General features: G+C 36.2%; 16 protein-coding genes and 1 pseudogene. 13 read left to right on the top strand and 4 right to left on the bottom strand.

The window, feature by feature from the left end; all coding sequences use genetic code 11:
- Positions 1-5: 5 nt before the first annotated feature.
- Together H1D32_RS18050 and H1D32_RS18055 are read left to right on the top strand one after the other, a co-directional pair.
- The gene (locus tag H1D32_RS18050; protein ID WP_261179646.1) at positions 6-1,613 is read left to right on the top strand and encodes a 2-hydroxyglutaryl-CoA dehydratase; all 1,608 of its coding nucleotides are present in this window, start codon (positions 6-8) and stop codon (positions 1,611-1,613) included.
- Positions 1,614-1,948: 335 nt separating this feature from the next.
- The gene (locus tag H1D32_RS18055) at positions 1,949-3,472 is read left to right on the top strand and encodes an AbgT family transporter (protein ID WP_261180000.1); all 1,524 of its coding nucleotides are present in this window, start codon (positions 1,949-1,951) and stop codon (positions 3,470-3,472) included.
- Positions 3,473-4,055: 583 nt separating this feature from the next.
- Here the strand turns inward: H1D32_RS18055 and H1D32_RS18060 are convergent.
- The 3 genes from H1D32_RS18060 to H1D32_RS18070 form a co-directional block, all read right to left on the bottom strand.
- Positions 4,056-5,417 carry a cytochrome P450 gene (locus H1D32_RS18060; RefSeq protein ID WP_261179647.1) on the bottom strand — a complete coding sequence of 454 codons (1,362 nt, stop codon included), beginning with the start codon at positions 5,415-5,417 and terminating at the stop codon, positions 4,056-4,058.
- Positions 5,418-5,576: 159 nt separating this feature from the next.
- On the bottom strand, positions 5,577-6,575 hold the full coding sequence (locus tag H1D32_RS18065; RefSeq protein WP_261179648.1) for an alpha/beta fold hydrolase: 999 nt from the start codon (positions 6,573-6,575) through the stop codon (positions 5,577-5,579).
- Complete coding sequence (locus H1D32_RS18070; protein ID WP_261179649.1) at positions 6,568-7,074, bottom strand: hypothetical protein; 507 nt, start codon at positions 7,072-7,074, stop codon at positions 6,568-6,570. Before H1D32_RS18070 ends, H1D32_RS18065 begins: the two co-directional genes overlap by 8 nt.
- A 171-nt stretch (positions 7,075-7,245) precedes the next feature.
- Here H1D32_RS18070 and H1D32_RS18075 point away from each other — a divergent pair, with 171 nt between their 5' ends.
- Positions 7,246-7,461 (top strand): hypothetical protein, encoded by a 216-nt coding sequence (locus tag H1D32_RS18075; protein WP_261179650.1) that lies wholly within the window; start codon positions 7,246-7,248, stop codon positions 7,459-7,461.
- Positions 7,462-7,576: 115 nt separating this feature from the next.
- On the opposite strand, the gene H1D32_RS18080 is transcribed toward H1D32_RS18075, so the two are convergent.
- A complete protein-coding gene (locus tag H1D32_RS18080; RefSeq protein ID WP_261179651.1) occupies positions 7,577-8,755 on the bottom strand; it encodes a thioredoxin domain-containing protein in 1,179 nt (392 codons plus the stop codon).
- Between the two features lie 237 nt (positions 8,756-8,992).
- Here H1D32_RS18080 and H1D32_RS18085 point away from each other — a divergent pair.
- The 10 genes and pseudogenes from H1D32_RS18085 to H1D32_RS18130 form a co-directional block, all read left to right on the top strand.
- A pseudogene (locus tag H1D32_RS18085) lies at positions 8,993-9,055 on the top strand (SpoVR family protein); the annotation flags it as partial.
- 470 nt (positions 9,056-9,525) lie between these two features.
- Complete coding sequence (locus tag H1D32_RS18090) at positions 9,526-11,325, top strand: cache domain-containing sensor histidine kinase (RefSeq protein WP_261179652.1); 1,800 nt, start codon at positions 9,526-9,528, stop codon at positions 11,323-11,325.
- Complete coding sequence (locus H1D32_RS18095; RefSeq protein ID WP_261179653.1) at positions 11,297-12,886, top strand: response regulator transcription factor; 1,590 nt, start codon at positions 11,297-11,299, stop codon at positions 12,884-12,886. The genes H1D32_RS18090 and H1D32_RS18095 overlap by 29 nt, the downstream gene beginning before the upstream one ends.
- 21 nt (positions 12,887-12,907) lie before the next feature.
- A complete protein-coding gene (locus H1D32_RS18100; RefSeq protein ID WP_261179654.1) occupies positions 12,908-14,242 on the top strand; it encodes an ABC transporter substrate-binding protein in 1,335 nt (444 codons plus the stop codon).
- 155 nt (positions 14,243-14,397) lie between these two features.
- Positions 14,398-14,547, top strand: coding sequence for a hypothetical protein (locus H1D32_RS18105; protein ID WP_261179655.1), 150 nt, complete (start codon positions 14,398-14,400; stop codon positions 14,545-14,547).
- A 26-nt stretch (positions 14,548-14,573) separates the two neighbouring features.
- Complete coding sequence (locus H1D32_RS18110; RefSeq protein ID WP_261179656.1) at positions 14,574-16,223, top strand: glycoside hydrolase family 32 protein; 1,650 nt, start codon at positions 14,574-14,576, stop codon at positions 16,221-16,223.
- Between the two features lie 460 nt (positions 16,224-16,683).
- The gene (locus H1D32_RS18115) at positions 16,684-17,619 is read left to right on the top strand and encodes an ABC transporter permease (RefSeq protein WP_261180001.1); all 936 of its coding nucleotides are present in this window, start codon (positions 16,684-16,686) and stop codon (positions 17,617-17,619) included.
- Positions 17,620-17,634: 15 nt separating this feature from the next.
- Positions 17,635-18,510, top strand: a complete 876-nt coding sequence (locus H1D32_RS18120; protein WP_261179657.1) for a carbohydrate ABC transporter permease — start codon at positions 17,635-17,637, stop codon at positions 18,508-18,510.
- 29 nt (positions 18,511-18,539) lie between these two features.
- Positions 18,540-20,147: an ABC transporter substrate-binding protein gene (locus tag H1D32_RS18125; protein WP_261179658.1), complete on the top strand. Its 1,608-nt coding sequence runs from the start codon at positions 18,540-18,542 to the stop codon at positions 20,145-20,147.
- 412 nt (positions 20,148-20,559) lie between these two features.
- A complete protein-coding gene (locus H1D32_RS18130; RefSeq protein WP_261179659.1) occupies positions 20,560-22,032 on the top strand; it encodes a glycoside hydrolase family 32 protein in 1,473 nt (490 codons plus the stop codon).
- Positions 22,033-22,072: the final 40 nt, after the last annotated feature.

A 22,072-nucleotide genomic window follows, 5' to 3' on the forward strand; every position in this document is an offset into this window, starting at 1 on the left:
ACGAAATGGATAAGGTTGCTGAGAAGTTTGAACGGGAACTACTTCGTTACCGTGAAGAACAAGAAGCGAAATTAGGACTTAATGAAACGAAACAACAATGGTTTGATCCGGTTCCAAGGCAATTTTTTGCTAAAGATAAAGAGTCAACGACGATATTATTTGGTGGTTTAACGATGGCTCACGACTACCTCATATCAGGAGGTTTAAAAGGAATTGGGTATAATGTAGCTCATTTGGAATGTCCAGATACTGATGCGTTGCGCTATGGAAAAGAGTTCGGAAATCGTGGACAATGTAATCCAACTTATTTTACAGTTGGAAATTTAATTAAACATTTAACGTATTTACGTGATGTTGAAGGTAAGACGAAAGATGAGATCGTAAAGAATTACTTATTTGTAACGAGTGGCTCTTGTGGTCCCTGTCGTTTTGGAACGTATGTAACAGAATATCGTAAAGCGCTTCGAGATGCTGGCTTTGACGGCTTCCGAGTTCTCCTTTTTCAACAACAAAGTGGTTTGAAGCAAGCGACAGGGGAAGAATCGGCGTTAAAACTAGACAGTTCTTTTTTTATCACATTTCTTAAAGGTGTGTTGATTGGTGATATTTTAAATGCGATTGGTTATCGAATTCGCCCTTATGAAGTTGTCGAAGGAGCGACGAATGAAGCATTAGAACGTTGTAAAAAAATGCTTTTTGATGCCTTTAGTGAAAGAAAATCAATCATAAAAACCTTATATCGATGCCGCAGGGAATTGGCAACCGTTAAGGTAAACCGAACGCTTGTGAAACCGAAAGTAAGCATTATCGGTGAGTTCTGGGCGATGACAACAGAAGGTGACGGCAATTATCAGTTGCAGAAGTTTTTAGAAAGTGAAGGTGCCGAAGTAGAAGTTCAATCACTGACAGCCTGGATTTTGTTTTTGATTTGGGAAGGTCGTTACGATACGAAAAAGCGGATGGCGCTACGGAACGATGATGAAGGACGTTTTGGACTGAAAGGGAAAAATCCAATGAAGCGATTGGCTATGTTAAAAGTCGCAGATCTCACCGTAAGAAGTTGGTTTCAAGCATATGCGAAAATTATGGGACTTCATGATTACCATTTACCTGATATGGATCAAGTGGCTGAAGTTGCAAATCAGCATTACAACAACCAGCTACGAGGTGGCGAAGGGCATATGGAAGTGGGGAAATTAATACTAAACGTTGTAAAAAAGAAGGTAAACATGACAATCTCAGTAAAACCTTTTGGTTGCATGCCATCATCAGGAGTATCAGATGGTGTTCAATCGTTAATTACTGAAAGGTACCCTGAAGCTATTTTTCTGCCGATTGAAACAACCGGGGATGGGGCAGTTAATGTATATAGCCGAATTCAGATGATGCTCTTTAAAGCAAAGCAAAGCGCACAAAAGGAATTTGCTGATGCTCTTGAAGAAAAGGGGTTAAGTGAAGAAGTTTTAAAATCATTACTGTCAAGTAAGACAACCCATCCATTGGCTACTAGTAATCACAGGGTTGGATGTACAGCCGCAAATATGGTTTATGGGGTAAAAAAATACATGAAACGGCTTCCGCTTAGAAAGACTAAGCTAGAAGGAGCCAACTAAGACGTAAAGGGGTAGCTAGGTTCACTTAGCTACTTCTTTATTTGTTTGTTTTCTTCAAAATTGATGTTATTCAAGGTCTTTCGGGCATCCTATGTAAGGAATTATTGTCAATAAAACACCATGTTAATGGAGAAATCTTTATATTCTAATAGTGTTATTTATGTCTTAAAATTTAAAATAATTGTCCTATTCGGTATTTTTTATTATTACTTCCTATAATAATACTTTTTATATATAATATTTACTGGTATTTATAATATACGGAAAATTTTGAAGGGATGATAAATTTGAATAATAGTGAGAAAAAAGGGTTTGTGAGGCGTTCACTAGATACGATCAAACGTTTCGGTAATAATTTTGTGGGGCGTTCACTAGATACGATCGAACGTGTCGGTAATAAATTGCCACATCCAGTCACGCTTTTTGCGATGTTTGCTGGATTTGTCGTTTTATTTTCTTGGATCTTTTCTTCGTTAGGAGTCAGTGTTGAACATCCTTTACAAGAAGGGGAAATACTTGAAGTTAGAAACCTATTAAGTAGTGATGGAATTAAGTACATTTTTACGAGTATGGTCGGTAACTTTACAGGGTTTGCTCCGTTGGGCACTGTTCTTGTAACAATGCTAGGAATTGGGATAGCTGAAAGGTCTGGGTTAATTAGTGCCGGACTCCGAGCGCTTGTCATGTCAGTACCAAAGCAGTTAATTACAGCTGCCTTAGTATTTGGTGGAATTATGTCTAGTATGGCAGCAGATGCTGGGTATGTTGTTTTAACACCACTAGGAGCGGTACTATTTGCTGGATTAGGCAGACATCCATTAGCTGGTTTAGCTGCTGCTTTTGCAGGTGTATCAGCTGGATTTAGTGCAAACCTCTTGCTAACATCCTTAGATCCTTTACTAGGAGGATTAACACAACACGCAGCAGCGACGTTTGATCCAATTTATGCAGAAACAATTAACTATGCGATGAACTATTACTTCATGATTGTATCGGTATTTGTACTAACAATCATTGGTACGATTGTGACTGAAAAAGTGGTAGAGCCACGTTTAGGCACCTATAAAGGAAGTGTTACAGAGAAGGTAGAAGGTTTAACTTCAATAGAGAAAAAGGGTTTATTTGGAGCGTTAGCGGCATTTATCTTAACGATTGCAGCTTTAGCATTGCTAATTGTACCAACGTGGGGTCCACTACGCGGTGTTGATGGTGCAGTAATTAATTCGCCGTTCTTCTCTTCGCTTGTTCCAATTATTTTAATCATGTTCTTTGTTCCTGGTTTTGTTTATGGAAGAATGACGAAATCAATACAAAGTGATAAAGATGTCGCTGAACAATTGTCTGATACAATGGCAACCATGGGTGCTTATATCGTACTTGCTTTTGCTGCTGGTCAATTTGTAGCGTACTTTAATGAAACGAACTTAGGTATGATTATGGCTGTTAAAGGTGCTGCATTCCTTGATACAACAGGGTTTACAGGGATCCCTTTAATCTTAACCTTTATTGTTGTTGCAGGGTTTATTAACTTATTTATTGGTAGTGCATCTGCCAAATGGGCGATAATGGCTCCGGTATTTGTACCAATGATGATGGGGTTAGGTTATTCTCCTGAGCTTACTCAGCTGGCATACCGAATTGCTGACTCAACAACTAACGTCATTTCTCCATTAATGCCATACTTTGCGATCGTAATTGCATTTGCACAAAAGTATGATAAAAAAGTTGGAATTGGAACCTTAATATCAACGATGATTCCTTATTCTATTGCGTTTTCGATTGTCTGGATCATCATGTTAATCGTGTGGATGACATTAGGAATTGATTTAGGACCAGGCTCTCCAATCTTTTATCCATAATAATTAAAATGTAGAGGCTGTGCCATTAGTGCAAGCCTCTTTTTGTTGTTAAGGAAATTATATGTTTTTTCATCTGTGGATAAGTTTAACTATAGTGACAGTCTAGCTCCAGCGAGGCTACTGCTTGAATTCGCTTCTAGGTGCCTTGCGACGAGCAAAGGTTTTTCGTGCGACGAGTAATCGCAGGAGCAAAGGTTTTTCGTGCGACGAGTAATCGCAGGAGCAAAGGTTTTTCGTGCGACGAGTAATCGCAGGAGCAAACGTAGTGGGGAAGGAGCAGCTGTTAAGCCCCTCGAAATCAAATGTTCTTCGAGAATAAAAGTGAATGAGCACACTTTTTTTCATCGAAGAACATTTGCTTGTCGGGGCTACCAAAGGCGCTTGCGCTTTGTTCTAGGATAGAAAAGTTTAACCGTACTTAGTACTTGATGCCTCGCTCGAGTGCCCAGTATCCCGAGGTAAAATACCCTAGTTCACTTAAACACTGCCTCTGTGGTCCAGGTAGGTCTTCGAGGTAAAGCTACATGTATGAAAGAGCTGAGTAGCTTTTGTCGGTGCTAAGTGGGAGATATGATGTCTAGCTTTAGGCGCCATCTGCTCCTTTTCTTTCGGTAATGAGCATCTTTACACCACGTTTTGGTCTAAGTGTGATCAGAGGTTGTGGTTTTACGTCATCGTGATTTTCTAGTAAGTTTACTTGATACCGTTGTCCGATACAAGCGAGAACAAGTACAGTCTCCATTAATGCAAAATGGTTTCCAATACACACTCTTGGACCTCCGCCAAAAGGAAAGAAAGCATAGGTAGGCAGTGTTTTCAGTAAATCAGTTTCAAATCGTTCAGGAAGAAATGAATCAGGTTGATCAAAATAGGCGTTGTTACGGTGCATGACATATTGACTCATAACAACCATGTCACCTTTTTTTAACTGATAGTTACCAATCGTGACGTCAGTATCAACCTGTCTGCCAATGATATAGGCTGGTGGATATAGACGAAGCGATTCCCAGACAATGCTTTGGGTATATTTTAATTGACTAAAATGTTCAGGAGTTGGGGTGCCACTATCTATTACATTTGATAATTCTTGATGAAATTTTGCATCAACATCAGGATGCTTAGCAAGTAAGTAAAGCGTCCAAGTAAGGGCATTTGCTGTAGTTTCGTGACCGGCAAGGAAAATTGTCATTAGTTCATCCTTCAGTTGTTTGTCACTCATCATGGTCCCATCATCTTCGTTCTTGGCATTCATTAGTACTCCAAGCAAGTCCTCATACCTAGTTGAGCTCTGCTTTCGCTTTGCAATAATGTCATCGAGAACAGCATCAAGATGTTTGATAGCAGCTAGCAATTTGCGGTTATTTTTTGTTGGTATCCACAACGGCGGCTTAACGATGGCTCTCATTCTTTTAATGCCAAGCTTCATTACTGCATCCATTGATTTTTCAATGATTTTGGCCCCTTTTTCAAAATCAGTGCCAAACATGGTCTTGCTAATAATTCCTAAAGTAATATTTTGCATATCCTCTGAAATGAGTCTATGTTCACCATTTTGCCAATTAGATAGGTAGTGTAAAGTTGTGTCAATCATGTCATGTCCATAGTTAATAATATGAGATCGTTTAAATGATGGTTGAATAAGCTTCCTTTGTCGTTTATGAAGATCTTTCTCACTAGTTAACAGTCCTTCACCAACAATTGTTTTTAAAGTTTGAATATCTTTTGATTTAACAAATGACGTTTGTTTGGTTACAAGAACTTCCTTGATTAGATTTGGGTCATTGATTAAAAACACCCTCTGAAATGGTCCAAGCCTGAATGGGACAAAATCGCCATATTCTTCTGTAAGCTTGGTGAGAAAGGCGAGAGGATCTGCTTGGAATTCTGTTAAGTGACCAGTTAGTAATTTTCCTTTCAGATCGAGAGGAAGATTGTCAGTTTTCACGATGTGGTCCCTCCTTAAATTTAGGTGGTTAAGACTTTTTATACTATTCATCAAAATAAAAATAGCTTGGACGGATGTTATAGATAAGCTGTATTAATCTAGCTAAATTAGAAAATTACCCTTAGGCAAAGAAGTTACCTAAGGGTAGATGTTGTTAGGTTACGAACGCTTTTCTAACCATTTTTCAAGTACTTCTGGTAAATACCCTTTGACAGCTAACGTTGCATGGCCACCTTTAACCTTTTTGTACGTCTTGTCTTTACTTGAAACTAGATCCATGATTGGTGCGGTTAGTTCTTCAGGAACAAGCTCGTCATCAGAGGTGGAAATTACTAATAAATTTGCGTGTATGTTTGAAAGGTTAACCCTTTCGTTGTTAATCAACAATTTATTTTGGGTAAGCTGATTATCAAGGACTAAGTCGATTAGTTGTTTTAATGTTGCGCCGACAAATGGAATATGATCTCTTGCCCAATGATTAAATCTTCGCCATCTCTCCACATACTGTTTGTCAGTTGAATGTTCATATAGTGCCAGGTAAGGTGTAATTGGAAGCGGCGATGTTACCAATTTAACAGCTTTATCAATGAACATTGCGGGGATTATGCCATATTGATCAATCAATTTTTCTATATTTTTTCGCTCATCGTTTAATAGTTTTCGTATCTCTTGGTTTATAGGAAGTTTTTTAAAATCTATTGGAGTAACAAAGAGTATCAGATTTTTAACTGGTTCTTTTGCAATTGCTGCATAGATTGTACCAAGTGTACCACCGAGACAATACCCAACGATCGTTAAATCATTGGATTTTGAGTGCCTTAAGGTATGTTGTACGGCTTTTTGAATATAGCTGTGAATATAATCATCAAGAGTCAAATCTTTATCTTCGTATCCAGGGACACCGAAATCGAGTAAATAAACATCATAGCCTTTATGATTGAAAGCCTGGATCATACTTGTTTCTGGGCTAAGATCAAGGATATATGGCTTACTAACTAATGAATAAATAAGGAGTAAGGGTGTTTTGTACTTTTTCTCTTTTGCAGGGTAGTACCAAACAGTAGCTTTATTCTTCTTCCAAATAGAAGTTTTAGGTGTTTGTCCAACTTTCGGGTTTGGTGTATTCCAAATTGAAGTAAAAGCCTTGAATTTAGCCACGTCTTTTTCCTCTGTTTCTTAGGTCTTCAATTCTGTTGTTAAGACCGTTTTCAGTTGTGATATTTCCGGCATTGAGGATCAAATTCATTTTAAGGAGACGTTTGATATTGGCGATTTCTTCAGTTAATTGTGCATCAGATAATTCAGACCCTTGTTGTCTAACAACATTTTGTACCGGAGTATCCTGAATCTGTTGAGCCTCAGATAAATGAAAAATACGTTCCTCTAAGGCATCGATTTTGTCTTCAATTTGGATAGCTAATTTTGCGATGTTTGCGACATCGTTTTTAGTTGGGAAATTCAGTTGTTGCGATAAAATATCAGAATTGTTTCTTAATAGATTAACCGTTGAAAGATGTCTGCGGATTCCATTTTTAACAAGGTTAAGAATTTCCTCATCTTCTAATAATGATTGAATATAGTTACGAAGATTAGCTTCAGATGTTATTCCCAACTTCTTTATGAGTTCAGAAATTGTTATTTCGGTGCTTTTGCCCATCTAGTATTCTCCTTTCTATGAATATCACTATTTCTCCATTACAGTATATTCATGCTTGGGAACCCCGTTCTAAAAATAAGGATAACGCCTAGCTTGCTCAATGAGACAATTATGGATAGTAACGTAAGAAAATTGGCAAGATAGGATAAATAGTATTGGGAGGTAAATAAATTGGATCATAATCAATTAGAACAGTTAGGTGATCAATTACGAGGGATTGGACACATAAGACGACAATTAGTCGAACAAATTTTTCAGGAAGTAAACGAAGGAGATCAACATACTTCTAAAGAATTATATTCGGAATTAAGCGAAATCTCAGATCAGGCAATTGATATTATAAAGCGGCAAAAACAAATGTTTGATGAAGAATTAAAAAAAATGTAGTATGGCTTCCCATACTACATTTTTTTCTGATCGGATAACTGAAATAGAGGGGAAAACCTCGATTTTTAAAAATGGCCAAGACCTATGTCTCATGAAAACAACCACAGGACAAAGCCTATGGTTTTATAAGCTTTCTAATAAACATAATGATTACTGAAAGAACAACGATAGCAATTGATCCACCTAGTACAATCCAAATGTTATTCATGTACTCGTATCCGATTAATAATATGATTGCTAAAAATCCCATTAACATCCCTGATAATAATTTTAAATTTTCACCAATAAATTGGCCCATAAAAGCTTTTCTCATCGTCCAAACCATAAAAACAACAATAATTAATTCCATTAAAATATACATCAATAAATAAATGGCTAAATAAAATCCGTATTCTCCAAGGCCAACACCATAGCTAGAGACTAAACCGTTCCAAATAACTGGAAATCCAGCTGTACATGGTAATTCAATAAAAGAGGCTAATGCAGCAATAGAGATGGAAGCGAGAACAATTCCAGTGACTGACTCGACACGGAAAAGACGTTCTCTTATTTTTTTTACATAGCTCTTTTTATGTTCATCTTTAATTGTAAAGGATAGTGAAGATTTTTTTCCAAAACCTTCTCGAATGTTTACGATAGCAACAATCATTGCCAGGGAAAATAATGCAAATCTAAACCAGAAAAAATCGATGACACGAACAACGATCGAAAATGTTCCGGCCATGAATAATCCGTAAATAATTGCCACTGTAACAATAAAGACTCCACCAACGATTGCCATCTTTTTTCGAGAGTTAAAACGAATGACCATACTTATTAAAAACATCAGTGCCCATAGTGAACAAGGATTAAAGCCATCAACAGTCCCTATTAAAACCGTAGCAAATAGGAGAGGTATATTCTCAAGATTATTACTCAAAAAGCCTGAGCCACTGCTAAAATGAGGAGAAAGTCGTTGTGTCAATTCACCCTCAACAATTTGATTAAACCCAAGAATATGTTTATCCTCAAATATAAAAAGTGGAACTAGTTGTTCTTGAGGGGGGATTTCAAATTGCTCAAATAAGGCGCGTGCCTTTTCTCGCTCCTTGCTAATTTCTACATAAATAATTTCGTAATTTAATTCACCTTGTGATTTCAATCGATCTAAAAATTGTGAGGCCTCATTACATACAGGACAAGTGTCACTTCCTAGATAATACATTTTGCTTGTTGCTTCATTAGCAGACACAACATTCACAAACCCAAAGAAAAAGCTAATGATCAACATTAGACTACATAACCATCGCTGCATAGAAACCACTCCCCTAGTCATGTTCATTATTTCACAAGAATAGTATCTCATATAAAATTTAATAAATAGGGTAATATATTTTAAGAATTGGTGAAATAAAGGGGTGGTTCTTTTGCTTTCTTTGTTTTGCGAAACGAAAGATGCATGAGAACCGTTTTTATATATCTTTAAAAATTTCAGTTTTCCCTTTTCAATAATGAACATTTCTCATGAAAAAGCGATTTCAATCATAGATTGATGATGCGTGAAGAGATGCTTTACTACTGGCCACAACTTGAAACTAAAATCATGAACGAAGGCTAGGCTTACTTTTCCAAAGGACCTTCCATAATTCAAAAAAACCACCTGTCAGTATTCAAAATGAATTGATTCTTGACAGGTGGTTTTTAATGATATTTTGTTCTAATTAGGCTATTAAAATAGAGATTAATTTAAAACAAATGTTGCTCTGGCAACAAAAATGGAAGTAAATGAATGCAACTTAAGCGTATAGGAACCTAATCCTATGACTCCAGAACCGTTCGAGACAAGTGAAAAAGTAATATATGATTTCTAAGTACAATATATTTGCGACTTACGCAAGAGAAAAAATCACCATTTTCAGTAAGTGTTTAATACTAATTCGATTATTTATAGACCTTTTCACCAGTCTCGATCCGTCCCTATGTTTCCACTTCCCCTTGAACTATAGTAAGATTTGGGTTGTTGTGATAAATTTAAGAGAATAGGACATAAGAAAAAGATAAAAAGCCATTTCCATAGGAGGAAATATGTTTTTTTCGTTACGTAATCGAATGTTTGTCATTTTTACACTTATATTAACGGTACCATTTCTTGTTTTATCCATAATCATTCCAAGTTGGTTTACAACTATAATTGAGGATGAAACAATAAGTTCAACAGAGGATATGATGGATCAATACTCTTTTTACATTGATGCGATTACTGTACAAGCTGAAGATTTGGGAAAGCAGGTACTCGTCAATCAGTCAACTCAACAATGGTTAAAATTTGAAAAGAAAAATGTTGATGCCAATAACCCTGATCGCTATTTATTGAGAAATGAGTTAAGAAAACAATTAAATTCAATGGTCTTAAATAATTCTCATACAATGTCTGTATCGATTTTTTTGAATGATGGGACAGGAATATGGGGGGATCATCCGTTGCTAGAGGAAACAGAGTGGTTCAAAGACTTTTCAAATCATGATCAGCGTTGGGTAAAAGCACACACAGACTCGTATGGCCACAACGATTTGGATGTCATCAATAGTTTTCTTATCCCTTTGTTTGATATGAATACGCTAGACCTTTCTGGAGTTATAAAAGTTAACTTTCCTTCATTATTATTAAAGACTGCTTTGGGTAAAATTAAGCTTGGTGAAACAGGGCGTGCTCATTTATTAACTAGGCTTGGTGAAAATGTATTATCAGGTCAGATTGAAACTCCTCAATACGTGTTGGAGCATAGCTTAACTCAAATAAATGAAAGTAATCAAAGTAAAGGCTTAATTGAAACTGTTTATGATGGGGAAGAATATTACGTGTTTTTTCAAAAGCTAACAGTTGGTGACTGGGTGTTATTTACTGAAATTACGAAATCTGAGTTGTTTTTTAAGGTAGATCAAATACAAAAGAGATTGTTAATGACAAGTGGTATCATTTTTATTCTAACCTTAATCGCTGCTTATTTACTCTCTACTAATATTGTAGGTCCCCTTGGAAAGTTAGCGAAAGCGTTGGGATTCCTTGAAAGAGGAGAGTTTTCTGAAGCGAAAGGTTTAATGCCATCGATTAAGTCAGATAACCATGAAGTTAGTTATTTAATTAAAGTTTTTCATCAAACGATTGATCGTCTAAACCATTTAATCAAAATTGAGTATGAAGCGAATCTTCGTAGGAAAGATGCAGAATACAAAGCCTTGTTGCTACAAATTAACCCGCATTTTTTGAATAACACGTTGGAAATTATTGGAGGTCTTGCGGCACAAGGTAAAAATAAGGACGTTATAAATGTAAGTGTTTACTTAGGTCGAATGATGAGATATTCGTTGGATACTCATAGTGATGAGGTGAAATTAGGTGAAGAAATCAATTATATTCGTAATTTCACGGATATTTTGAAATTGAGATATGAAGACTCTATTTCTATTGAAATTGAGGAAGATCTAGAAACGAAACACGTGCAGATCATAAAGTTTGTGATCCAACCACTCGTTGAAAATGCTGTTAAATATAGTTTTATTGAAAATACTTTTGCTAAAATCAAAATTCGAACAGAAAAGTGTGGCAATAAAATTTTGATTATCGTCGAAGATAATGGAATGGGCATGTCTAGTGAGGTTATTTCAGAGTTGATGAATGTAGATATCGACAATGAAACAAATGATGTTTTAGCTAGTAAAGGGACTAGCATTGGGTTGAAGAATGTCCTCGGTAGATTGAAGTTATATTATGGACAGAACTTTTCATTTAACATAGACTCTGAAAAAAATCGAGGTACAAAAATTACATTGTGTATTAAAACAGGGGGGGCTATACATGATGAAGGTATTAATTACAGACGATGAAATTCAAATTCGTAAAGGATTACGCATGAAGCTTGATTGGGAAAAGGAAGGTTTCCAAGTTGTAGCAGAGGCTGCAAATGGAAAAGATGCGCTAAAGATATTAAACGAAAATGAGATCGATATCGTTATTACCGATGTGCGAATGCCCATCATGGATGGAATTGAGTTTGTGAAGCAATGTCAGCTAAAATACCCCCATGTAAAAATGATCGTTTTATCAGGATACTCCGATTTTGACTACGCTAAATCAGCGTTACAAGCAGGAGTTAGAGACTACCTTTTAAAGCCTGTTGCTCCTGACGAACTACTAGATGCATTATTTAGAATTCGTGGAGAAATTGAAGAAGAAAAAAAAACTCAAATGGAATCGGAGCGAATCATTCGGCTAGTTCACAATCAGTTTGAGGAAATACGTGAACAATATCTACTTTATTTAGTTAAAGAGGATTGGTCTGAATTAAATATAACAAAAGATAGGTTACAACAGTTAGGGTTGGAAGATTTCTCGAATGACCATGTTAGTGTTCAATTTGTGACCGTGGAAATTCGAGATTCAGAAAAAAATGAAAAAGAACTATGGCTTCCGTTTAAAATGCTCTGTAAGGAAATTGCTGAAGGGGCAAAAGGAACATATTCATTTTATGATACCAACTACGCAAATATGGTTCATTTTATTAGTCGTCTAGATGAAGAGCCTTTAACTGGCTCATCGAGCTTTATTCAAGACTTACAAAGGAAAGTGAAACAGTTTTTAAAATTAGAAACGGTCATTGGGATTGGAAAGGTTGCTATAGGATTATCCCAGTTTAAGAACGGATATATTTCAGCATTACTTTCTTGGAGTCAAAGTGAATTAGGTTCACATTCACAGGTGATCGATGGTTCAGCGACAAATGAGATGTTTGATTTTTCAATGGAATTGGAAAAAAGATTAATGAACACAATCGAAAACGTTGATCATAAGGCTTTCGAAACAAACATGAGTGTCATTCTAGGGGAAACCACAAACCAATCGATGATGAAATATTCTTTTGTTGCGAACCGGGTGTTATTTTTGTTAGGGTCTCTGACCAGAAAATACGATATCGATTCAGTGGAAATCAATAACTTGATTTGGAATTGCCAGCAAAGTATCTGGGAACTCAATTCACAAAGTAAAGTAAACGAACAGCTTGTTGATTTAGCTGGTTTGATCATTGAGAATGTGATAAAAATTCGAGCGTCATCTAATGGGGCAGAAATCGTTGAAAATGTTCGACGTTTTTTGGATCAACATTACGGAAGCGAAGTTTCCTTATCTTTATTAGCGGAACACTTCCATATAAATAGCGCATATTTATCGGAAATTTTTAAATCACAAGTAGGACAAACCTTTAGTGATTATTTAATTAATTTACGTATGGAAAATGCGAGGCAATTTTTAAAAGATCCTCAATTAAAGATTATTGATGTGGCACATTTAGTCGGTTTTTCAAATTCCGGATACTTCAGTACAGTATTTAAAAAATACTTTGATCAAACGCCCGTTGAATATCGGAAATCGTTAAATCGTGTTAAGTAACTTGAAGGAAAGGACAATTATATGAAAAATAAGCTTGTTTTGATCATAGTTACATCTATTGTACTTATTTTCACAGGATATACATTGTCTTTTTTCTCAGTCATTTTCACCGATTCAAATGACGAAAATGCAAAGGGAAATCTAGAAGTAACTCAAATAGAGTTAACCTTTTGGAGAGCTAATGGAACGAATTTAGAAAATCGTGCCTACAGTGAGCTGATCTCGGACTTTGAAAAAGCGCATCCTAATATTAAAATTAAGATGGAATTAATTCCTTATGGTAATTATGAATTGAAATTGAGAACGGAAATTGCTGCTGGTAATCCTCCTGATATTATGGCTATCGATAGTCCAAACTTGGCTTTGTATGCAAATTCAGGATCGCTTTTATCCATTGACGAAAAGATGAGACAAGAAGGGAATATTATAGATATACCAGCAACAACTCTTAATGGAATGATCTTTAATAATGAGATTTATTTAGCCCCAATTGTAGAATCTGGTTTAGCGCTTTTTTACAGTATGCAATTATTCAGAGAAGCGGATCTTCCATTTCCATCAAACGATCCATACCAACCGATGACCTGGGAGGAAGTCTTAGAGATTGCTAAGAAAATCAATCAACCAGAGAATGGCGTATATGGAATTGATCCAGCACAAGGTTTTGCTGATGGAGAAGCACCAGCTTATTTTAAATTACCGATCCTTTGGCAATTTGGGGCGGAAGTGTTAAATTCGGAGGCAACTACTGCAGACGGATTTTTAAATTCCAATGAGGCATTGGCAGCATTACAATTTTATCAAGATCTATATCACAAATATCAAGTTGCACCGATTGAATCACTTCCAAATCCATTAGTAAATGGAAAAGTTGGTATGACTGTTCTAGGTTCTTGGTATTTAGAAGACTTAAAAAAGAACTTTCCTGACTTTAAATTAGGCGAGGATTTTGGAATTGCCCCTTTACCGATTGGCAAAAATCAAGTCGCACCAAATGGGGGCTGGGCGCTCGGAATATCCTCAAAAACAAAATATCCTGAAGAAGCATGGCAATTTATTCACTATTTGACGAATGTTGATGGAGCTAAGAATTATGTGGAAGTTACTGGTGATTTACCGGCTAGATACTCAGTAGCTAATCAATTTCCTGAACTGAATGAATACCCTAAAAATATCTTTGTGATCCAAGCTCAAAACTTTGCGAAAAACCGCCCGATTACTCCGGTCTATCCTGTCGTCAGTGAGGCAATTAAGACACTGTTTGAAGATGTTGGGATAGGTAAAAAAGATGTTAAAATCTCTGCAGATGAAGCAGTAGAAAAAATTAATGCTAGCTTAAATGATATAAGAAGATAATCCTCTAAGTTAAATCTAGAGGATTTTTTTGTGTTTTTAGAACCTTTAATTTTTATATGTATGAATCCAAAAATATTAAACTCTAAAATTACGACCATTTGTTATAGTGAAAAGTAATTTATGAAGTAACTAAAATGAATTAAGGGGTGAAGATCTTGTTTTTTTCTTCTAAAAAAATCCTACTTTGTTTAGCAATTACTTTAGCTGGGATGGTTGGATGTAGTCAGACTATAAGTTTAGATTACGATGCAAATGATGATTATTATACTGAAAGATATCGGCCGCAGTATCATTTTCAACTTTAACCGGAAATTTAGCTGATCCGAATGGGTTGATTTATTTTAAAGGAGAATACCATTTATTTCATCAAAAAAACGGTCACTGGGCCCATGCCATTAGTAAGGATTTATTGCATTGGGAGCATCAACCGATTGCATTGGAACATGATGAACTAGGACAGGCTTTATCTGGCAGTGCTGTCGTGGATTGGAATGATTCAACAGGCTTTTTTGACGGTAAAGCTGGTTTAGTCGCGATCTATACGAGTACGGTTGGTGGCGAAGCTCAAAGTATCGCTTATAGTAAAGATAGAGGGAGAACATGGCAGCGTTATGAGGGGAATCCAGTGATTAAAAACCCTGGGATCAAAGACTTTAGAGACCCTAAAGTTTTTTGGCATGATGAGACAGAAAAATGGGTTATGGTTGTCTCAACTGATAAAAGTGTTACATTTTTTGGTTCAGATAACTTAATTAATTGGCACTACCTTAGCCGATTTGGAGATGGGCAAGGTTCACATGCAGCTGTTTGGGAGTGTCCTGATCTTTTTCGTTTAGCAGTTGATGGAGACGAAGGTAACGAAAAATGGGTTTTGCACGTTAGCATTGGTGATAACAATAAAACAAATGGCTCAACTGCTCAATATTTTGTTGGTGAGTTTGATGGCGAGCAGTTTATAAATGATCATTCACCTGAAACAGTCTTAATTACTGATTATGGTCAAGATTTTTATGCTGCACAATCATTTTCCGATATTCCGAAAAAAGATGGGAGGAGAGTTTGGTTAGCTTGGATGGCAAATTGGAGATATCCATATCAAAGTCCAACAGACCCATGGATGGGAGCAATGTCTATTCCTCGAGAATTATCTTTAAAAACGATGGAGGATGGTAGTGTTCGATTGTTTCAGGAACCAATTAAAGAAATAAAAAAATTGAGAGCAAATGAGTATTCTATCAAAGAGTTAGAAATTGAAGGGGATTATCGTATTACTGATTTTTCTGGAACAACATTTGAATTTGAGGGAATATTTGAATGGGAGGAAGTTGAGGAAATTGGCATCCGTGTCAGGCAGTCAGGTGAAGAAGAAACAGTTGTTGGACTAAATACAATCACAGAGACTGTTTTTGTTGATCGAACGAATTCAGGACTAGATAGAATCATTGATCGAAATGGAGAATTTTTTCAGTTTGGTTCTCGCTATGAAACCAATTCTCCGGCCAATAAAAAACAATTGAAACTGCGAGGATTTATTGATGAATCATCCATTGAGATATTTGTAAATGATGGTGAAGTGGTCTTTACAAATTTGATTTATACAAGGCCAACAAACAGCGGGGTTGAACTTTACACAAAAGGTGGTAAGGCTAATGTTGTATCCCTAAATTTCTTTCATCTTCACTCGACTTGGAGAAATCCTTCGAAAGAAGATAAGATAACACAAATTGTCGTAAATGAAGATCGTATTCATATAAAAGTAGAAGAAGAGACCACCCTAAAAGGACAAGTAAAACCTGATTGGTTACATGGAAATGGAGCTCAACTACTTTGGTTTGTAGAGGATCCTGAGATCATTGAATTAGCGAATGATGGAAGTAGCGCTATAATCAAAGGGAAAAAAGTGGGAACAACCCAAGTGGTCGTAACAGATATAAACCAGACAGTTGAGAAGAAAGTTAGTGTAAGAGTAACTAGTAAATAAAATTATGAATGGATAGGTAATCCCCTAGTTAAATAACTAGGGGATTTTTCTATTTTTCAGGGTCAGAAAAATATTATCTAAAAAGATAAGTAATAATTTATGAACTTAGAAAACTGTCTAGTAGTTACGTGGCTTCTCTGCAATCCATTTTGTTACATAAACACAAAAAAATAGAATTTTGGTTCAAATAAGGTATCCAGTGTCCGTTAAAACTTCAAGACTTTCGTGCTAGTTTGTGTGTTGTAAAACACATGCATGTTTTCTTGTGCGAAACATCCAAAAATATTAGAGGTTCAGAACCAATAATATTGAAATATCTCTTGTAATAATTTTGTTAAATTTGTAATAGATCAAGAATTACTTGATAAATTGTGAAAACGCTTTTCCATTGGGGCACTTATCTTATCAAAAGGAGGTTACTAGCTTGCAAATAAAAACGGAGAAAGAAACAGTGCTTGATATAAAAACTAAAAGAAAACTAGTTTCAAAATTGAAGCATCAAATCGATTATATAAAGAAGAATTATATCCTTTATTTGCTTATTGCTCCAGCTATTATTCTTACAATTATTTTTAAGTATGTTCCGATGTATGGGGCAACAATTGCATTTAAGGATTTTAGCCCAATGAGAGGAATTATGGGCAGTGAGTGGGTGGGCTTTAAGCACTTTACAACCTTTTTAGAGTCACCAAATTTTCTAAATATTTTTATGAATACGCTTAAATTAAGCTCTTTTGAATTGTTGATAGGTTTTCCGATCCCGATCATCTTAGCGTTGATGCTTAATCAGTTGAGGAGAGCAAAGGTTAAAAAGAATATTCAATTAGTTTTATATGCACCGCATTTTATTTCCGTAGTAGTAGTTTCAGGGATGGTATTTCTTTTTCTATCACCGGCAGGTCCAATTAATGCAATATTAACGATTTTTATGGATAAGCCAGTTTCGTTCATGTCCAACCCAGATTCGTTTAGGTCGATTTACATTTTGTCTGGAGTATGGCAAGGGGCAGGCTGGGCATCAATCATTTATGTTGCAGCACTTGCCAATGTTGACCCTCAGTTACATGACGCGGCAACCGTTGATGGTGCTTCCCTATTACAACGTATTTGGCATATAGACATACCAACGCTGAAGCCTGTGATGGCAGTACTTTTTATTTTGGCAGCAGGTGGAATCATGGCAATTGGTTTTGAAAAAGCATATTTATTGCAAACATCAATGAACATCCCTACATCTGAGATTATTCCAACTTATGTTTATAAAAGAGGTTTACTTGCAGGGGATTATTCATTCGCTACGGCTGTTGGTATATTTAACGCTATTATAAACGTGTTTTTATTACTGTTTGTTAACCAAGTAGTTAAGAAGTTAAATGAAGGTGAAGGTCTGTTATAGGAAGGAGGAAACCGAATGAACAACTCAAAAGGCGACCGTATGCTGTTATTAATCAATCAAGTGTTATTAGGTGTCATTGTACTTGTTGTTCTAGCCCCACTTTTATACGTATTACTGGCATCATTTTTACAACCAAATGTGTTAATTTCAAAAGGGTTTTCTTTCAGTGCAACTGACTGGACCCTCGAAGGCTACAAACGAATTTTTAGTGATGGGACGATACTGAGAGGGTTCTTTAATTCATTATTGTATGCGACTACCTTTACGATTGTAACGGTAACAGTCTCGGTTCTAGCAGGATATTCGTTGTCGAATGATGATCTAGTAGGTAAAAAGGCGTTTATGATCTTTTTTCTAATAACGATGTTCTTTAATGGGGGACTAATCCCAACATATTTAGTTATTAGAGATTTAGGAATGCTTAACACGATTTGGGCAATTGTACTTCCAAACGCGATCTCTGTTTGGTTCATCATTTTAGCAAGAACGTATTTTAAAGCTATTCCGAAAGAATTGAAGGAAGCAGCTAGAATTGATGGAGCATCAGAGTTTGGCATCTTCATAAAAATTATTTTACCTTTATCAAAACCGATCATTTTTGTGTTAGCTTTATATGCCTTCATTGGACAATGGAATGCATATTTTGATGCAATGATTTATCTTGATGATCGGGAACTTTTTCCTTTGCAATTAGTTCTTCGTTCAATACTCATACAAAATGAAGTGCAACCTGGTATGATTAGCGACCAGCTAGCAATGGCAGAATTACAAAAGATTTCAGAGATGATTAAATACTCTTCCATCGTTATTGCCAGCTTACCATTATTAATAATGTATCCTTTTTTCCAAAAGTATTTTGAGAAAGGCGTTATGGTAGGTTCATTAAAATAATATAAAAAATCAAAGTGAGGAGAATTACAATGAGAAAAATTTCAAAAACTGTGTCAGCATTGCTACTCTCAGGAATGTTACTTGCAACAGGTTGTAGCAGTAAAACCACTCAATCTTCTTCATCTGAAGACTATGGTCTTTCAGGCGTAGAGTTACCGTTAGAGGAAAAAGTAACATTGAACTTTATGTCACAAAGTTCACCAATAGCACCAACAGATCCTAATGAAAAATTAATTTTTAAAAGGTTAGAAGAAAAGACGAATGTTCATATTAATTGGCGTAATTTTACATGGGATAACTTTGCAGAAAGAAGAAACTTAGCTTTTGCAAGTGGTGAGCTTCCAGATGCAATCTTTGATGCAGCTTTAGGTGATTATGATCTATTAAGACTAGCAAAAGACGGTTCTATTATTCCTGTAGAGGATTTAATTGACCAATATATGCCTAACTTACAGAAAGTATTAGAGAAAGCTCCTCAGTATCGAGCGATGATGACAGCTCCAGATGGTCATATTTATTCATTTCCTTGGATTGAAGAATTAGGTGCTGATAAAGAAAGTATTCACTCTGTAGACGTATTTCCATGGATTAACGTGAGCTGGTTAGCTGAACTTGGATTAGAAATGCCAACAACGACAGAAGAATTAAAAGAGGTACTGATTGCCTTTAAAGAAAATGATCCAGCTGGAGATGGTAAAACAATTCCAATGTCATTTATTTATGGTCATGGTGGAGAAGATTTAACTTTCTTGTTTGGTTCATTTGGATTAGGTGATAACTGGGATCATACAGTTGTAACAGATGATGGGAAAGTTGTATTTACAGCAGCGGAAGAAGGATATAAAGAAGGTATTAAATATTTTAACGAGCTATATGAAGCAGGTTTGATTGATATTGAGGCATTTGAGCAAGATTGGAATACGTATATTTCAAAAGGTAAAGAAAATCGTTATGGTTTATATTTCACATGGGATAAAGGTAACATTACAGGAATGAATGACACATATGATCTTATGCCAGCTCTAGCAGGTCCTGATGGACATAAAAATGTTACGAGAACAAATGGGATGGGCTTTGATCGAAACAGAATGGTTATTACAAGCGCAAATAAAAACTTAGAATTAACAGCCAAATGGATTGACGCCCTATATGAACCACTACAATCAGTGCAAAACAACTGGGGTACGTATGGTGATAATGAGCAACAAAACATTTTTGAATTTGATGAAGCTGCAGCTATGTTAAAGCATTTACCATTAGGAGATACGTCACCTTGGGAATTAAGACAAAGAACATTTACAGCAGGACCATTAGCTATTTTAGATAGTTATTATGGGAATGTTACGACCAAACCAGATGATGCAGCTTGGAGATTGAATTTAATGAAAGATGTAATGGTTCCTGACATGAAAGCTGAAAATATTTATCCGAGAGTATTCTTCTCAATTGAGGAGCTTGATAGACTTTCTACGATCGAAACAGATTTATTTCCTTACGTAAAAAGAAAACGTGCAGAATGGATTACAAATGGTAAAGTTGAAGCTGAATGGGCAGAATATTTAACCGAACTTGATCGTCTAGGTTATCCAGAATGGTTAGAAATCAAGCAAGAAGGATATGATCGTTCTACAAATTAAGTAACGGTGCCTGCACCACCCGGATTTTGAAGTCTTGGTGGTGACTGGCATTTTGTTATAAAGTAAGAAAGAAAATTTTTGAACTAGAAAAGCTGTCTATCTCTAGGTGCCAACTGCTTCTGCAGTTACTCGTCGCAAAGGAGCGACGAAGTAATTCAAGGATGTTCTTGGCTCGAGGTTAAATAACCTGCCAAGGGAAAAAGGCAATTCCCTTTTTTAAAAAAGTAAAAAGTGAAATAGCGCAATTTATTGAACTGCTGCCTCTGCGGTCCAGTTGGTCCTCGAGGCAAAGCAGTATGAAGTAACTCTAAGGGAGCATCTTATGTGATGTGATTGAGATCAGTTGCTTTTGTCGCCGATAGGCAGGTGCCTGGAGCTTTTCTTTTTAACATATGTAAAGGAGAGGGTTTGAATGATTTTGAAATATAAAGAGAAACATCGACCACAATTTCATTTTTCTCCCGAAGAAAAATGGATGAATGACCCGAACGGCATGGTATTTTTTAATGATGAATACCACCTTTTTTATCAATATCATCCACATGGAACCACATGGGGACCGATGCACTGGGGACATGCGGTTAGTCGAGATTTAATTTGTTGGGAACAGCTTCCAATTGCGTTATACCCTGACGAGCATGGGGCAATTTTTTCAGGTAGTGCGGTTGTAGACTGGGATAATACTTCAGGCTTTTTTGAAGAGGGGCCAGGTCTAGTGGCCATTTATACGAGCGCTGATCACTATCCTGACTCAGACAGACCACTCCAACGCCAAAGCATAGCTTTTAGCAAGGATAACGGGAGAACATGGGTTACTTATGAAGGAAATCCAGTCCTTTCTGATGAAAACATTACGGATTATCGTGATCCAAAAGTGTTTTGGCATCATGAAACAAAGAAATGGGTGATGATATTAGCAACTGGTCAAACAGTCATGATTTATACATCCCCGAACTTAAGAAATTGGGAATATGCCAGTCAATTTGGTCATGATTCTGGCTCACATGATGGTGTTTGGGAATGCCCTGACTTATTTAAATTACCTATAGATGGTGATGAAAACAATCAAAAGTGGGCCATGCTCGTAAGTATTGGTGATAACGGAAAGAGTAAAGAAGGTTCTAGAACTCAATATTTTATCGGAGATTTTGATGGAACTACTTTTGTCAACGAAAATCCCGACGAAAGAATTCTATGGTTAGATTACGGCAGAGATAATTATGCAGGAGTGAGCTGGTCGGACATTCCAAAAGAAGATGGTAGACGAATATATATCGGGTGGATGAGCAATTGGCGTTATGCAAATTTAGTGCCAACAGAGGTATGGAGAAGTGGGATGACATTACCAAGGGAACTTTCGTTAACTTCAGGTGAAGAGGGAGTCCGTTTGGTACAAAATCCAGTAGCTGAAATTGAAGGTATACGTAAGGAAACAAAAGTCCATGAAGATCTTGTGATTACAGACACCGATACTTCTTATCCTATTAGTGAGTTAACAGAAGTGAATATTGAATTTAAAAAGGGAAATGCAACTTCATTTGGGCTTGTTATTCAAAGTTCTCAAGAGGAAAAGACAATTATTCATTTTGATGTAGCCAAAGAAATGTTATTTGTGGATCGGACTAATTCTGGAGATAATAGCTTTTCAGATTCATTCCCTACAGTTCAAGAAGCTCCTTTGAAATTAAAAGATGGTATTCTCAAACTCCAAGTGTTTATTGATACTTCTTCAATTGAAATTTTTGCAAACGATGGAGAAGTAGCTGTTACTAGCTTAATTTTCCCGAATGAGGCAGTGAATCAACTTCAGTTTTTTTCAAATGAAGGAATAACAAACGTGCCGATATTAAAAGTAACTGAACTTAATTCAATTTGGAGTAAATAATTTGAGAGCTCTAATCAATGTATTGGTTAGAGCTTTCTTC

Origin of the sequence: Anaerobacillus sp. CMMVII (genome assembly GCF_025377685.1) — a bacterium.
In the GTDB taxonomy this organism is placed as follows: domain Bacteria; phylum Bacillota; class Bacilli; order Bacillales; family Anaerobacillaceae; genus Anaerobacillus.